This is a genomic window from Clostridium tertium, from assembly GCF_017873245.1.
GTDB classification, from domain to species: Bacteria; Bacillota; Clostridia; order Clostridiales; family Clostridiaceae; genus Clostridium; species Clostridium tertium.
This window is the reverse complement of record NZ_JAGGJY010000007.1, coordinates 82779-98175: the sequence shown is the minus strand read 5'-3', so window position 1 is coordinate 98175 and position 15397 is coordinate 82779. Positions and strand designations below refer to the sequence as shown.

Here is a 15397-nt window from a genome sequence, read left to right as displayed (position 1 = left end):
GGATTCAATATGAAGAGAATAAAAATAGATAGATCGAAATGTGTTGGATGTCTGACTTGTACAACTGCATGTATTGTTTCTCATAATTCAGAAGATACAAGAAGTAGAATAACAATAGATAGTAGTGGAAAGTATGCTCCAATTTTTTGTAGACATTGTGATAGACCAGAATGTGTTTACACATGCATGACTGGAGCTATGAGCAAAGATAAGGAGACAGGATTAGTTACTTACAATAAAGAGCGTTGTGCAAGTTGTTATATGTGCATAATGGCATGTCCTTATGGAGTATTAAAAGCTGACAGTAGAGCACAAAAGGAAATAATGAAATGTGATGCATGCAAAGATAAGGGGACACCACAATGTGTAGAAAAATGTCCAATGGCAGCTATTACATTAGAGGAGGTGCCTAATTAATGAAATATGTAGTTATAGGAGCATCAGCAGCTGGCATTAGTGGAGCAAAAACATTAAGAGAATTAGATAAGGATGCAGAAATAATATTAGTTTCAAAAGATATTGAAGTATATTCAAGATGTATTTTGCATCATTACATTTCAAATTATAGAAATGTAGAACAATTAAACTTTACATCTATGAATTTCTTTGAAGAGTACAATATAAGATGGATAAATGGGGTTGAAGTTATTTGTGTAAATGATGAAAATAAAACTTTAACTTTATCTAACGATAAAGTTTTAAGTTTTGATAAATTATTGATTTGTAGCGGAGCTTCATCATTTATTCCACCAGTTGAAGGATTAAGAGAAGGAAATAATGTGGTTGGACTTAGAAATTTAGAAGATGCAGTGCTTATAAAAGAAAAGGCAGCTAAGGTTAAAAATGTAGTTGTATTAGGAGCAGGACTTGTTGGAATAGATGCAGTAAGTGGACTTATTGATACAGGTGTAAATATATCTTTAGTAGAAATGGGAAATAAGGTTTTACCAATACAATTAGATGAATATACTTCAGAAGTTTATAAAAAGAAGTTCACAGAAAATGGAGTGAATTTAAAGCTTGGTGTTAGAGCAGAAAAATTAATTTTAGATGAAAATAAAGATCCTAAAGCTTTAGTAATTAATACTGGTGAAGAAATACCATGTGAATTAGTTATTGTAGCTACAGGAGTAAGATCTAACGTTAACTTTTTGAACTATAGTAATGTTGAATGTGATAAGTTTGGATTAATAATAGACGAAAAAGGAAAGACTAATATTAATGATATTTATGGAGCAGGAGACGTAACTGGAAGAAATCCTATATGGCCAACAGCAGTAAAAGAAGGGATAATTGCTGCAAACAATATGTTAGGAAAAGAAATGATAATGACAGATTTCTTTGGAAGCAAGAATACTATGAACTTTGTTGGTGTTGCAACTATGTCTTTAGGGGATATAGAACCAAAGGATGAAACTTACAAAGTTGAAATAAGCATAGATGGCGAAAACTATAAAAAGATAATACACAAAGATGGCAAAATTTATGGAGCAATAATCCAAGGAGATTTATCTTACGCAGGTGTATTAACACAACTTATAAAAGAAAAAATAGATATATCAAAAGTAACAAAAAATATATTTGATATAGATTATGCAGATTTCTTTAATATGGAAAAGAATTTTGAATTTAGTTATAAATAATAATATTTATATGGAAATTAGTATTTTGGCTAATTTCCATATAGTTTAATTAAATATTAAATCTTTATTGAAAATTATATATTTAAAAATTTTTTTATAATATATTTTAAAGAAGGATTATTACAAAAAATCTAGAACATAATAAGTATAAATTTAAATAAAGCCATTAAAAATTAATAATTAAAATATACTTAAAGGATGAAGATTATGTCTAAGGTAATTAATATAATTGGGGAAAAGTCAAATGTGGGAAAAACATTTGTAATGGAAGGGTTAATAAGAGAATTAAAAAGTAGAAATTTAAGTATAGCAACAATAAAGCATGATGTTCATGGATTTGATATTGATAAAAAAGGAAAAGATACATATAAACATAGGGAAGCAGGTTCAGAAACTGTAATAATATCCTCAAGTTCTAGGCTTGCAATAATAAAGGAATTAAATGAAGAAACAGAACTTTACGATCTTATAAACTTGGCAATTGATAAAGATATAATTTTAGTAGAAGGATATAAGAAAAGCAATTTAAGAAAGATAGAAGTATATAGAAGTGGTGTTAGTAGTAAAATAATAACGCCTAAGAATAATCTTATAGCAGTAGCAAGTGATAATAATTTAAGTTTAAATGATGTTTTAGTTATAGATAAAAATAATTTTGAAGAACTTGCTGATTTAATAGAAAAGGAAGAGGATTTTAACTTTGAAAATTATCAATAATATTTTCTAGAGCATAGTATTGCCTAAGGATAAATTCTATGGATATTATGCCTGAATTTTAGATTCACAGGGTGCTTATTTGAAAAGATAGCATCTCCACGATTTGGGAAGGAAAATAAGTTGATTTAAATATATTATACTTATAGTTAAGATAGGTCTAAAAATAATATTAAGTTTAATTTTATTTTTAGGTTTATATGATTAAGTGAATTTTAACACTATTAAAAGTGTTTATTTATATTTAAATTAAAAGCTTATTACTCACCAAATTTATGGGTAATAGGCTTTTTTGTATAGGAAAGTATGCAATATTAATATTCTAAAAGGAAAATTATAAGTGATGGGATGAGAAAAATTTTGTACATTAATTTTTTTAGGGAGGAATAACGTGAAATCCTTTATTTCATTAGAAGAAGCAATAGAAATATTAAATAATAATGTGAATAATTTAGATATTGAAGAGGTTGATCTAATTGATGGATTAAATAGAGTAATAAGTGAAAATATTTATGCACAAATAAATAATCCACCTTTTAATAAATCTGCAATGGATGGTTATGCAATAATTTCTAATAATACTGAATTAAGTAATAGGAAGTTTAAGGTAATAGATAAGGTTTATGCCGGAGGTGTTTGTAGTAGTGCTGTGAATGAAGATACAGCAGTTAGAATCATGACAGGTGCACCAATTCCTAAAGGCGCAAATGCTGTTATAAAACAAGAAGATGTAACTTTAGAAGATGATTTTATTATCTTAAAGAAAAATATAAAGGAAAATGAAAATATCTGTATAAAGGGAGAAGATATTTCAAAGGGAAGTCTACTTTTAAAATCAAGCAAAAAGCTTGACTATGCTGATATTGGTATTTTAGCTAGTTCTGGAATAAATAAAATGAAAGTATATAAAAAGCCTAAAATAGCATTTATAAGCACTGGCGACGAAGTTGTTGATATAGGCTTAGCTTTAGGAGAAGGGAAAATTTATAATAGTAATAAATATTCTATTTTATCAAGGATAAAAGAGTTGGGCTATGAAGCTAAGTATATTGCTCATATAAATGATAATTTTCATGAAATAGGTAGCTATATTGAAGAAATTTCAAATGAAGTTGATTTAATAATTACAACAGGTGGAGTTTCAGTTGGAGAAAAAGATTTATTAAAAGATGCTATAGACACTACAAGTGGAGAAAAACTTTTTTGGAAAATAACTATTAAACCTGGCTCAGCGGTTTTATGTAGCAGAGTAAATAAATCAATTGTAATTAGTCTATCAGGAAATCCAACAGCAGCTTTAACAACATTTGAATTATTAGTTAAACCAACTCTTGAAAAATTATCTGGATATCAAGAAATTAAAATAAATCGAGAAAAAGCAATATTATCAAAAGATATCAAAAAGAAAAGTCCTCAAAGAAGGTTTATAAGAGGATATGTAGAAGTTAATAATTGTAAACAATATGTACATATAACACAAACTAAATCAGGAAATGGAATCCTTAGTTCTGCAATAAATTCAAATTGCATAATTGAAATAGAAACTAATAATGATGGTAAAAATCAAGGAGATTTAGTAGATATTATAAAGCTTTAGGAGAAAAGATGATAAATAAAACATTAGCTATTTTAGCAGGTGGAAAAAGTAGTAGGATGAATTATAACAATAAAGCGCTATTACTTTTTAAAGAAAAAACTTTTATAGAAAATATAATAGATGCTGGAAAAGATTTTGATGAAATAATAATTATATCAAATAAAAAAGAGGATTATAGAAAGTTTAACTTAAAAATTTTTGGTGATATTAATTTAGGAAATGGGCCTTTATCAGGAATACATTCAGCACTTAAAAATGCAAAAAATGATAAGGTTTTATGTATTGCTTGTGACATGCCTTTAATTACAAAAGATATTTTAAACATTATAGGAAATTTAGATGAAGAATATGAAGTCTTAGTACCTAAAATAAATGAAAAGCTTCAGCCACTATGTTCAATTTATTCAAAAGAATTAATTCCTAAAATTGAAGAATCCTTAGTAAAAAGTGAAAATAAATTACAAAAATTTATAATATCAACAAAATATAAAGTATTAGAAGATAAAATATATGAAGAGTTAAATGATAGATATTTTTCAAATATAAATACAATTAATGAATATAATGACTTGGAGGAAATTTAATGTATACTGTTGGAATAATAACTAGTAGTGATAAAGGATATTCAGGGGAAAGAGAAGATAAAAGTGGAGCTGTTATTAAAGAAATAATAGAAAATGCAGGTTTTAAAGTAGAAAAAATGGTGATTGTACCTGATGAAAAGGAAATGTTAAAAAAAGAATTTATAAATATGAGTGATGAGTTAAAGGTTAATTTAATATTAAGCACAGGTGGAACTGGATTTTCGAAAAGAGATATAACTCCAGAAGCAACTAAGGAAATAATTGATAGAGAAGCACCAGGAATCTGTGAAGCTATAAGAATGTATAGCCTTCAAATAACTAAAAGAGCAATGCTTTCTAGAGCAGTATCTGGAATAAGAAAAGATACTCTTATAGTAAATTTACCAGGAAGTCCAAAAGCATGTGAAGAAGCATTAGATTTTATATTAGATGAATTGAAACATGGAATTGGTATATTAATTGGAGAAGCAAAGGAATGTGCGAGAAAATAAGTACATTTATAAGAAATATTTATTAAATAAGTATTCAGACAAATGATTAACTGATAGGAGATGCATTATAATGAAAATGATAAGCGTATATGATTCTGTTGGCTGTATCTTATCTCACGATGTTACACAAATAATACCAGGAGAATTTAAAGGAAGACTTTTTAAAAAAGGTCATATTATAAAAGAAGAGGATATTGAAAAATTACTATCTATAGGAAAAGAGCACATTTATGTATGGGAGCCTAGTGAAGGAGAGCTACATGAAAATGATGCTGCAATTAGAATTTCAAACCTTGTACTTGGTGATGGAGCTTGCAAATCAGAAGAAATAAAAGAAGGAAAAGTTGACTTTTTTGCAGATATAGATGGAGTTTTAAAAATAGATAAGGAAGAGTTGTTTAAGCTTAATAGCCTTGGAGAAATAATTGTATCTACATTACATACCAATACTCCAATAAAAAAAGGAGAAAAAATTGGTTCAACTAGAGTTATTCCATTAATAATTGATGAAGATAAAATTATTAATGCAGAAAAATTAATAAAAGATAAAATTATTTATATAGAAGAAATAAAACCTAAGAAATGCTTACTTATAACAACTGGTAATGAAGTTTATAGTGGAAGAATTAAAGATGCCTTTCTACCAGTAATAAAATCAAAACTTGGATATTACGGTAGTGAAGTTATTAATCAAGTTATTCTACCAGATTCTAAAGAAAGAATAATAGAAGAAATAAAGAATGGGTTAAGTGAAAATGTAGATATGATTATATGTACAGGAGGAATGTCAGTTGATCCAGATGATGTAACACCAACTGCTATAAAGGAATGTGGTGGAGAGCTTGTTACATACGGATCACCAGTATTACCAGGGGCTATGTTTTTATTAGCTTACTATAAAGACATTCCAATACTAGGAGTACCAAGTTGTGCTATGTATTCAAAAAGAACTGTATTGGATTTAGTACTACCAAGAATACTAGCAGATGAAAAATTAACTTTAGGAGATATAGCAGATTATGGACATGGTGGATTATGTTTAGATTGTAAGGTTTGTACCTTTCCACATTGTTCTTTTGGAAAATAGGAGGATATAATGAATAGTAAATTTACTCATTTTGATAATAGTGGAAATGCAAGAATGGTAGATGTATCAGAAAAAAATAAAACTGAAAGAGTTGCAATTGCAGTTTCAAAAATAAAAGTAAGCAAAGAAACCTTAGAACTTATAAAAGAAGGAAAAATAGGTAAAGGAGATGTTTTAGGAGTAGCTAGAGTTGCAGGAATAATGGCTAGTAAACAAACATCTAATTTAATACCTATGTGTCATCCGTTAATGATATCTAGCTGTAATATTGATTTTGAAATAAATGATAAAGAAAATAGTATTGAAATAAAAGCCACTGTAAAAATAGTAGATAAAACAGGAGTTGAAATGGAAGCTTTAACAGCAGCTACAATTTCAGCTTTAACAATATACGATATGTGTAAAGCTATAGATAAAAGAATGGTAATAGAAGGTACTCATTTACTAAAAAAAACAGGGGGGAAGAGCGGAGAGTTTAATTTTTATGATAGCTCTATAAAATAATATGAAAGATAAATATGGTAGAGAAATAGATTATTTAAGAATTTCATTAACTGATAATTGTAACTTAAGATGTATATATTGCATGGAAGAAAAAAATAATACTTTTCTTAAAAAAGAAGATAAATTGACTAATGATGAAATATATAAAATAGTATGCGAAAGTGCAAAACTTGGTATAAAAAAAGTTAGATTTACTGGTGGAGAACCTTTAGTTAGGAAAGATATAGTAGAGCTTATGCAAAGAATAAATACTATACAAGGTATAGAGGAAATATACTTAACTACAAATGGAATATTGCTTGAGGAAAACGTAGAAATTCTTGCAAAAGCAGGGTTAAAAGGTGTTAATATAAGCTTAGACTCATTAAAGAAAGAAACATTTAAAAGATTAACTAGATTAGGAGATTTAAATAAGGTATTAGCAGCAATAGATAAATGTATTTCACTTGGAATAAAAGTAAAATTGAATACAGTTATGATAGAAGATATTAATGATGATGAAATAATAGATTTTGTAAATTTAACATTACAAAAACCAATAGATGTAAGATTCATAGAGCTTATGCCTATTGGAGTGGGAAGTAAATATAAAGGAATTAATAATGAAGTTATTATAGACATTATTAAAAATAATTATAAGGATTTTGAAGAAGTTAAAAGAATTAAGAGTGGTGGACCAGCAACTTATATAAAATTAAAGGATGCTAAAGGTAAGATTGGATTTATTAGTGCTATAAGTAATTGTTTTTGTGAGGATTGTAATAGAATTAGATTAACTCCAGAAGGGTTTTTAAAACAATGCTTACATTTCAATTATGGTATTGATTTAAAAGAGCTGATTAGAAAAGGAGCTTCTGATAATGAATTATCACTTGCAATAGAAAATAGTATTTTTGATAAACCTGAAAAACATTTGTTTATGCAAAAAAGTAAAGATAAAGAATTAAAATTTATGAATCAAATTGGAGGATAAAAATATGAGCAAGGTTTTAGCTATATGTACAAGTAAACATAAAGGAACTTTAAAAAATGAGGTTGAAGAAGCAAATTTCATAGAGGAGTTTGGAATAGAAGGTGATGCTCATGCTGGTAAGTGGCATAGACAAGTAAGTTTATTAGCTTTTGAAAAGATTGATGAATTTAGAAATAAAGGAGGAAATGTTGATTTTGGCGCATTTGGAGAAAACTTAGTTGTTGATGGAATAGAATTAAATAAACTTCCAGTTGGCCAAAGATTAACAGTAGGAGAAGTACTTTTAGAAGTAACTCAAATCGGTAAAGAATGTCATGATAAGTGTGCAATATACTATCAGGTTGGAGAATGTATAATGCCTAAGAATGGAATATTTACTAGAGTTCTAAAAGGTGGAAAAGTAAGAGTTGGAGATAAATGTACTTTATTAGATAATGAAAAGAAAGTATTTACATTATAATAAAGAAACATCTAGATATTAGATTTTAATAATCAAGTATCTAGATGTTTTTTTATTTATACGAAAGTATGAAAGTTTGAAATTTTCAAAATTAAATTATTGATGGTATTAGAATTTTAATATTTAGAAATACACTATTTTATAGTTATGGGTTGCTAATTTTTAATTAGAATATATAAGTTTTTGTTGCTCTCAAAAGCTGTGAATGAATAAGTAAATTTATATAAGACCATTTGTTTAATATGCATATAATAAGCGAATAATACTAATAATAGCTATAAAATGTTTATTGAAGAGGAGTAAAAATATGAAAGTTGTTAGGTCTACTTGTAACTATTGTTCTATAGCATGTAATTTTGATTTTCATGTTGAAGATGACGGATTTATACAAAGGGTTAAGCCAGCAAAGGATTACCCTGTAAATAGAGGCTTTTGTTGTGTTAAGGGTCTTAACTTAGATAAACAAAATACTATATATGAAAATCCTGTATTACCATTATTAAGAAATGAAAAAGGTGAGCTAGAACATATATCTTGGGATAAAGCATTTAATATATTTGCAGAAAGAGTAAAAAAAATTCAAGATGAACATGGTAAAGAAAGCTTTGCATTTTTAAGCACAGGACAGTTATGTACAGAAGAAATGGCATTGGCAGGACATATTGGAAGAACATTTCTAGGTGGAAATGGGGATGGTAACACTAGACTTTGTATGGCAACAGCTGTTGTTGCATATAAACAAAGTTTTGGATTTGACTCTCCACCATATACATTTGAAGATTTAGAACTATCTGATGTAATGATATTTATTGGATGTAATCCTGTTGTGGCTCATCCAATTCTTTGGAGTAGAGTAATAAAAAATAGAAACAAAGATAAAAAAATTATAACTATAGATCCAAGAAGAAGTGAAACAGTAACTAATTCAGATATTTGGATAGATTTAAAACCAAAAAGTGATTTAAGACTTTTATATACATTATCAAATGTATTGATTGAAAAAGGTTGGATAGATGAAGAGTTTATAAAAAACAGTACAGAAGATTTTGAGGGTTTTAAAAATCATGTTAAAAAATATGATGTAAATGATGTTGAAGAGTATACAGGAATATCAAAAGGAAGAGTGTTAGAATTAGCTAAAATAATACATGAAGGTAAAAGAGTATCACTTTGGTGGACTATGGGAGTAAATCAGGGATATCAAGCAGTTAGAACTGCACAAGCAGTAATAAATTTAGCTCTTATGACAGGGAATATTGGTAAGCCAGGTACTGGAGCAAATTCAATAACAGGTCAATGTAATGCTATGGGCTCAAGATTATTTAGTAATACTACTGGACTTTACGGTGGTGGAGAATATACTGATAAAGCTAGAAGAAAAGTTGTAGCTAAAGCTTTAGAAATTGATGAAGATATGCTACCTAAAAAGCCTACAATACCATATAATGCAATAATTGAAGGTATAAATAATGGAACAATAAAAGCTCTTTGGGTACTAGCAACAAACCCAGTTGCTTCATGGATAAATAGTTTGGAATTCAAAAAAGCAGCTGAAAAATTAGAGTTTTTAGCAGTGCAGGATATTTATAGTGATACAGAAACATCTAAGTATGCCCATCTTATACTACCTTCAACAAATGGATTGAAAAAAGAAGGTGTACTAATAAATACAGAAAGAAGATTATCTAAAATTCAACCAGTACTTGAAAAGAAAAAAGATGAGTTAAGTGATTATGATATCTTATTAGGTATAGGAAAAGCTCTTGGAATGGGAAGTCTTTTAGATAAATGGAAAACACCTAAAGATGCCTTTGAAGTATTAAAAGAATGCACTAGGAATATGCCTTGTGATATAACGGGTGTAAGTTATGATATGTTAAAAGATTCTAAGGGAATTCAATGGCCTTTTAAAGAAGGAGATGATATTGAAAAGGAAGAAAGAAGATTGTTTGAAGATAAAAAATTTTACACTCCAAATAAAAAGGCAAAATTTATTTATGAAGATATTATGAGTCCTCCTTTTGAACAAAATGAAGAATATCCATATATTTTAAATACAGGTAGAGGAACTGTTGGACAATGGCATACACAAACAAGAACAAGAGAAATTCCTGATGTTGAAGCAATTATAATGAAAGAAGGATATATAAATCTTAATACAGACTTGGCAGAGGAACTTGATATTAAAGAAAATGATATGGTTAAAGTAAGTTCTCCGAATGGAGTAAGTAACAAATTTCTTGTTAAGTTAAGTAGAACTGTAAAAAAAGATCAACTTTATGCGCCAATGCATTATATAGAAGCAAATTCTGTACTACCATCAATATTTGATACATATTCAAAGGAACCTAATTACAAATACGGTCCAGTAAAAATAGAAAAAATTAATTAGGAGATTATTATGAAAAGAATAAAAATCGATAGAAAGAAATGTATAGGATGTTTAACATGTACTACTGCTTGCAAGGTCTCTCATGGATCTAGAGATACAAGAGGAAGAATAGTTATTAATAGCGAAGGAAGATATGCACCAATTTACTGTAGACATTGCACAAGACCGGAATGTGTATATTCATGTCCAACAGGGGCAATGAGAAGAGATGATGAAAGTGGATATGTTATTTATGATAAAAGTCGATGTGCAACATGCTATATGTGTATTATGGGTTGTCCGTATGGAGTACTAAAAATGGATTATCAAACTAATAGAGAAGTAATGAAATGTGATATGTGTTTATCTACAGATACTAAATATCCACATTGTGTAGATAGATGTCCCATGGGAGCATTAAGCTTAGAGGAGGTATATAAATAATGGTATATGTTATAGTAGGTGCATCAGCATCTGGAATTAATGCAGCAAGAACAATTCGAGAGCATGATAAAGATGCAGAAATAACTTTAGTATCTAAAGATGATCATGTTTATTCAAGATGCATACTTCATCATTTTTTAGATGGAAGAAGGGATATAGAAGATTTAGATTTTTCACCAGACAATTTTTTTGAAATGTATAAAATAAAATGGATAAAAGGAGTAGAAGTTATTGGAATAGATATAAAAGAAAAATTATTAAAGTTATCTAATGAAGATAATTTAAGGTATGATAAAGTTTTACTTGCTACTGGATCATCATCATTTTTACCTCCAATAGAAAATTTAAGAAGTGCTAATAATGTAATAGGATTAAGAAATTTAGATGATGCTATAAAAATTAAAAATATTGCGAGAAAAGTGAAAAATGTTGTAATTTTAGGTGCTGGACTTGTTGGTGTTGATGCGTTAGCAGGATTGTTAGATTACAATGTAAATATAACATTGATTGAAATGGGTGATAGACTTCTTCCTCTCCAATTAGATAAACATGCTGCAAATATATATGAAGAAAGATTAAAAAAAGAGGGAGTAAATTTAAAGTTTGGTGTTAGGGCGGAAAAAGTAATTGTAGATGATGAAAATAATCCTATTTCTATAAAACTTAATACTGGAGAAGAAGTACCATGTGAGTTAATAATCGCTTGCACGGGAGTTAGATCAAATGTAGGATTTTTGAAAGATAGTGGAATAGAATGCGATAAATTTGGCCTTATAATAAATGCAAAAGGTGAAACAAATGTTAGAGATGTTTATGGTGCAGGGGATATAACAGGAAGAAATCCAATATGGCCAACAGCAGTGAAAGAAGGGATGATAGCTGCAAATAATATGGTTGGTAAAGAAACATTTATGGAAGATTATTTTGGAAGCAAAAATACAATGAATTTTTGCGGAGTAGCTACTATGTCATTAGGTATGGTTGTAAAGCCAGATGAAAGCTATGAAGAAATAACTGATATTGATGGAAAAGATTATAAAAAGATAATTTATAAAGATGGAGCAATTTATGGAGCTATAGTTCAAGGGGATTTATCATATGTTGGAGTTTTGACGCAACTTATAAAACAAAAAATAAATGTGGATAGAGTTAAAAAACCTTTATTTGATATTGATTATTCAGACTTTTTTAATGAAACAGAAAATTTAGAGTTTGTATACTAAAGATAAATAAAAAGGAGTATATTATGGAGAATAAATCTCTGTTAAAAAAGATAAAAAATATGCCTGTACCAATTTTGCCAACAATGGTTGGAGCAGCTACCTTATCTAATGTGTATCAGACTTTGGGATATACATGGATAAGGCACATAACAATGGTATGTGCAACTATAATATTAATTGCTTATGTTATAAAGATAACAATTTATTTTGACACATGTAAAAGTGAATACAGTAATACAGTTCCTTCAAGTTTATATGCAGGATTTACTATGATATTAATGATATTAGGATCTTATTATTTTGATTTTAATGAAATAATAGGAAAAGGGCTTTGGTATATTGGTATAATATTACATGCAATACATATAATAATTTTCACATATAAAAATGTATTTTCAGGAGTAGATAAAGAAACATTTGTTCCAAGCTGGTTTGTAACATATAATGGTATAATGGTTTCAACAGTGGTGGGAATTTCTATGAATGAACCTTTTATTTGTAAGATTATAGTGTATTATGGAATTGTAGTTTTTTTATTAATAATACCATTTATGATTTCTAGATTAAGAAAAGAGCCTATAAATGATGCATTATTTCATACTCAAGCTATTTTATTAGCACCATCTAGCCTTTGTTTAGTAGGTTATTTAAATTTTATAGATAATCCTAATAAGATATTTGTATATATTCTTTACTCAATAATATTTTTAACATTATTATTTATTTTATATATGTTACCTAAGTTTTTTTCTTATAATTTTACGCCTGGGTTTGCAGGTTTAACATTCCCTATGGCAATAGGTATAGTTGCATCAATTAAAGCATCATCATTTTTTATAAAATTGAATAATGATTTTTTAGGGTATACTATAAAAGAAGTAAGTGGAATACAAATATATATTACTACAACGATAATAGCATATGTTTTGTATAAATTTATACACATACTATTTAAAAGTTTAAAAACTAATTAAATAAGAATATTACACTTCATTAAGCTAGATATTATTATAGTTAAAAGAAGTGTAGTATTTTTTTGTTTTAACAAAAATGATACTTTGTGATAAATATCACGGAAATTATATTTATTAGTGATATAATGCTAGTGTTGAATTATGATAAAAGATCTTTTATACGTATGTAAGTGAAAAAATTAACAATAAGTATTGAAATTATAATGTGAATTTAATAGAATAATTAAAACTAGCTTAGGAGGAATTATGAAAAATAATTTAATTTTTAGAAAAATAGAAAATTTACCTATTCCAATAATACCTACAATGGTAGGAGCAGCAACATTATCAAACATTTACTCATCGTTAGGATATACTTGGGTAAGGCATTTAACGATGTGGATAGCAACTGGTATTTTAATAGCATATTTAGTTAAAATTTTAGCATTTTATCCTACTTGTAAAAAAGAATATTCAAATACAGTTCCAGCTAGTCTTTATGCAGGAATAACTATGATAACTATGATATTAGGTGGATATTACTTTGACTATAATAATTCTTTTGGAAAAATGCTATGGTTTATAGGCGTTCTATTACATACAGTACATATAATAATATTTACATATAGAAATGTTATTAAAGGAGTAAATAAAGATACATTTGTTCCAAGTTGGTTTGTAACTTATAATGGGTTAATGGTTTCAACAGTAGTAGGTTCTGTAATGAAAGAACCTTTAATAAGTAAGATAGTACTATATTATGGGATAATGGTATTATTAGTAATATTACCATTCATTATTATAAGATTAAAAACTATACCTTTAAAAGAGGCATTTTTTCATACACAAGCAATATTATTAGCACCATCAAGCCTTTGTGTAGTTAGCTATATAAATGTTGTCGAAGAGCCTAATAAAATTTTATTATATCTATTATATATTTTAGTGTTTAGTACACTTTTATTTGTAGTGTACAAGCTACCAAAATTTTTCTCTTATAAATTCACTCCAGCTTTTGCAGGATTAACATTCCCAATGGCAATAGGTACTTTAGCTTCAATTAAAATGTCAGGCTTCTTAATTAATGATGGATATGAAATTATAGGAAATATTATAAAGCAAATATCAGGAATACAGATATATATTACTACAGGAATAATAACATTTGTTCTATTTAATTTTTTTACTATGTTTATGAAAAGTATTAAAGAAAATTAAAATATGTTTAATTTAAAAGAAATTGTATAATAATAATGATACAATTTCTTTTTTTATAATTTAAAAAAGATATTCACAAATTAATGAAAATAGAGTATTATATAAGTATAAAATAAACATATCGGAATAGTGGGATATATAAGGAGAGGTTAAAATGAAAATAGCAAAAAGTTTAGTTGAATTAATAGGGAACACGCCATTACTAGAATTATCTAATTATAATAAGGAAAATAACACTTTAGCAACTATTATAGGTAAATTAGAATATTTCAATCCAGGTGGTAGTGTAAAAGATAGAATTGGATATGGAATGATAATTGATGCAGAAAAAAAAGGGATTTTAAATAAAAATTCAGTAATTATAGAACCAACAAGTGGAAACACAGGAATAGCTTTAGCATTTGTTTCTGCTGCAAAGGGATATAGATTAATATTAACTATGCCAGAAACTATGAGTTTAGAAAGAAGAAATCTTTTAAAGGCATTAGGGGCTGAATTAGTTCTTACTCCTGGATCAGAAGGAATGAAGGGAGCTATAGCGAAGGCAAATGAACTTAAGGGCACAATAGAAAATTCAGTTATTCTACAGCAGTTTGAAAATCCATCTAATCCTGAAATTCATAGAAAAACTACTGCTGAAGAAATATTAAGAGATACAGAGGGAAATGTTGATATATTTGTAGGCGGAGTTGGTACAGGTGGAACGATTACTGGAGTAGGAGAAGTTTTAAAAGCTAAAAATCCTAATGTAAAGATAGTAGCTGTTGAGCCGACAAATTCTCAAGTTATTGCAGGGGGAAAGCCAGGACCGCATAAAATACAAGGAATAGGGGCAGGATTTATACCACAAAACTTGAATATTTCAATAATAGATGAAGTAATTGCAGTAGAAAATGAAGCTGCCTTTAAAGCATCTAAAGATATTGCTAGGACAGAAGGACTGTTAGTTGGAATTTCAGCAGGAGCAGCTATAGTAGCAGCTACAGAGCTTGCAAAGAGAGAAGAAAATAAGAATAAAAATATTGTTGTTTTATTACCTGATACAGGAGAAAGATATTTATCAACTGATTTATATAAATAATTATAATAAAGTCATTGCTATTTATAGTAGTGGCTTTTATTATTAAATATATGA

At 27.8% G+C, this 15397-nt stretch carries 16 protein-coding genes and 1 riboswitch; all 16 genes read left to right on the top strand.

Going from position 1 to position 15397, the window contains the following annotated elements:
* The first annotated feature begins 9 nt into the window (after positions 1-9).
* The 16 genes from J2Z25_RS09520 (at position 10) to cysK (ending at position 15343) form a co-directional block, all read left to right on the top strand.
* Positions 10-417 carry a 4Fe-4S dicluster domain-containing protein gene (locus J2Z25_RS09520; RefSeq protein ID WP_008679303.1) on the top strand — a complete coding sequence of 136 codons (408 nt, stop codon included), beginning with the start codon at positions 10-12 and terminating at the stop codon, positions 415-417.
* Complete coding sequence (locus tag J2Z25_RS09515) at positions 417-1643, top strand: NAD(P)/FAD-dependent oxidoreductase (protein ID WP_209740112.1); 1227 nt, start codon at positions 417-419, stop codon at positions 1641-1643. The genes J2Z25_RS09520 and J2Z25_RS09515 overlap by 1 nt, the downstream gene beginning before the upstream one ends.
* A gap of 207 nt (positions 1644-1850) precedes the next feature.
* Positions 1851-2360, top strand: a complete 510-nt coding sequence (gene mobB / locus J2Z25_RS09510) for a molybdopterin-guanine dinucleotide biosynthesis protein B (RefSeq protein ID WP_008679299.1) — start codon at positions 1851-1853, stop codon at positions 2358-2360.
* Positions 2352-2490: riboswitch (molybdenum cofactor riboswitch) on the top strand. (Overlaps the previous gene by 9 nt.)
* A 258-nt stretch (positions 2491-2748) precedes the next feature.
* A complete protein-coding gene (locus tag J2Z25_RS18905; protein ID WP_209740110.1) occupies positions 2749-3954 on the top strand; it encodes a molybdopterin molybdotransferase MoeA in 1206 nt (401 codons plus the stop codon).
* An 8-nt stretch (positions 3955-3962) separates the two neighbouring features.
* Positions 3963-4538: a molybdenum cofactor guanylyltransferase gene (locus J2Z25_RS09500; RefSeq protein ID WP_209740109.1), complete on the top strand. Its 576-nt coding sequence runs from the start codon at positions 3963-3965 to the stop codon at positions 4536-4538.
* Positions 4538-5029: a MogA/MoaB family molybdenum cofactor biosynthesis protein gene (locus J2Z25_RS09495; protein WP_008679293.1), complete on the top strand. Its 492-nt coding sequence runs from the start codon at positions 4538-4540 to the stop codon at positions 5027-5029. The genes J2Z25_RS09500 and J2Z25_RS09495 overlap by 1 nt, the downstream gene beginning before the upstream one ends.
* A gap of 70 nt (positions 5030-5099) precedes the next feature.
* Positions 5100-6116: a molybdopterin-binding protein gene (locus J2Z25_RS09490; RefSeq protein ID WP_142690206.1), complete on the top strand. Its 1017-nt coding sequence runs from the start codon at positions 5100-5102 to the stop codon at positions 6114-6116.
* 9 nt (positions 6117-6125) lie between these two features.
* Positions 6126-6620: a cyclic pyranopterin monophosphate synthase MoaC gene (gene moaC / locus J2Z25_RS09485; RefSeq protein WP_209740107.1), complete on the top strand. Its 495-nt coding sequence runs from the start codon at positions 6126-6128 to the stop codon at positions 6618-6620.
* A gap of 1 nt (position 6621) precedes the next feature.
* Positions 6622-7593, top strand: a complete 972-nt coding sequence (moaA, locus tag J2Z25_RS09480) for a GTP 3',8-cyclase MoaA (RefSeq protein WP_209740105.1) — start codon at positions 6622-6624, stop codon at positions 7591-7593.
* Between the two features lie 4 nt (positions 7594-7597).
* Positions 7598-8053: an MOSC domain-containing protein gene (locus J2Z25_RS09475; RefSeq protein WP_097032876.1), complete on the top strand. Its 456-nt coding sequence runs from the start codon at positions 7598-7600 to the stop codon at positions 8051-8053.
* A 307-nt stretch (positions 8054-8360) separates the two neighbouring features.
* A complete protein-coding gene (locus J2Z25_RS09470) occupies positions 8361-10445 on the top strand; it encodes a molybdopterin oxidoreductase family protein (RefSeq protein ID WP_209740103.1) in 2085 nt (694 codons plus the stop codon).
* 9 nt (positions 10446-10454) lie between these two features.
* Positions 10455-10868: a 4Fe-4S dicluster domain-containing protein gene (locus tag J2Z25_RS09465; RefSeq protein ID WP_097032878.1), complete on the top strand. Its 414-nt coding sequence runs from the start codon at positions 10455-10457 to the stop codon at positions 10866-10868.
* On the top strand, positions 10868-12091 hold the full coding sequence (locus J2Z25_RS09460) for an NAD(P)/FAD-dependent oxidoreductase (RefSeq protein WP_209740101.1): 1224 nt from the start codon (positions 10868-10870) through the stop codon (positions 12089-12091). Before J2Z25_RS09465 ends, J2Z25_RS09460 begins: the two co-directional genes overlap by 1 nt.
* Positions 12092-12114: 23 nt before the next feature.
* Positions 12115-13065 carry a TDT family transporter gene (locus J2Z25_RS09455; protein ID WP_209740098.1) on the top strand — a complete coding sequence of 317 codons (951 nt, stop codon included), beginning with the start codon at positions 12115-12117 and terminating at the stop codon, positions 13063-13065.
* Positions 13066-13311: 246 nt separating this feature from the next.
* Positions 13312-14262, top strand: a complete 951-nt coding sequence (locus J2Z25_RS09450; RefSeq protein WP_209740096.1) for a TDT family transporter — start codon at positions 13312-13314, stop codon at positions 14260-14262.
* Positions 14263-14416: 154 nt separating this feature from the next.
* Positions 14417-15343, top strand: a complete 927-nt coding sequence (cysK, locus tag J2Z25_RS09445; RefSeq protein WP_209740094.1) for a cysteine synthase A — start codon at positions 14417-14419, stop codon at positions 15341-15343.
* The last annotated feature ends 54 nt before the right edge of the window (positions 15344-15397 follow it).

Coding starts and splice junctions, on each gene's coding strand:
- J2Z25_RS09520 (WP_008679303.1), top strand. CDS start 10: ATGAAGAGAATAAAAATAGATAGATCGAAATGTGTTGGATGTCTGACT.
- J2Z25_RS09515 (WP_209740112.1), top strand. CDS start 417: ATGAAATATGTAGTTATAGGAGCATCAGCAGCTGGCATTAGTGGAGCA.
- mobB (WP_008679299.1), top strand. CDS start 1,851: ATGTCTAAGGTAATTAATATAATTGGGGAAAAGTCAAATGTGGGAAAA.
- J2Z25_RS09500 (WP_209740109.1), top strand. CDS start 3,963: ATGATAAATAAAACATTAGCTATTTTAGCAGGTGGAAAAAGTAGTAGG.
- J2Z25_RS09495 (WP_008679293.1), top strand. CDS start 4,538: ATGTATACTGTTGGAATAATAACTAGTAGTGATAAAGGATATTCAGGG.
- J2Z25_RS09490 (WP_142690206.1), top strand. CDS start 5,100: ATGAAAATGATAAGCGTATATGATTCTGTTGGCTGTATCTTATCTCAC.
- moaC (WP_209740107.1), top strand. CDS start 6,126: ATGAATAGTAAATTTACTCATTTTGATAATAGTGGAAATGCAAGAATG.
- moaA (WP_209740105.1), top strand. CDS start 6,622: ATGAAAGATAAATATGGTAGAGAAATAGATTATTTAAGAATTTCATTA.
- J2Z25_RS09475 (WP_097032876.1), top strand. CDS start 7,598: ATGAGCAAGGTTTTAGCTATATGTACAAGTAAACATAAAGGAACTTTA.
- J2Z25_RS09470 (WP_209740103.1), top strand. CDS start 8,361: ATGAAAGTTGTTAGGTCTACTTGTAACTATTGTTCTATAGCATGTAAT.
- J2Z25_RS09465 (WP_097032878.1), top strand. CDS start 10,455: ATGAAAAGAATAAAAATCGATAGAAAGAAATGTATAGGATGTTTAACA.
- J2Z25_RS09460 (WP_209740101.1), top strand. CDS start 10,868: ATGGTATATGTTATAGTAGGTGCATCAGCATCTGGAATTAATGCAGCA.
- J2Z25_RS09455 (WP_209740098.1), top strand. CDS start 12,115: ATGGAGAATAAATCTCTGTTAAAAAAGATAAAAAATATGCCTGTACCA.
- J2Z25_RS09450 (WP_209740096.1), top strand. CDS start 13,312: ATGAAAAATAATTTAATTTTTAGAAAAATAGAAAATTTACCTATTCCA.
- cysK (WP_209740094.1), top strand. CDS start 14,417: ATGAAAATAGCAAAAAGTTTAGTTGAATTAATAGGGAACACGCCATTA.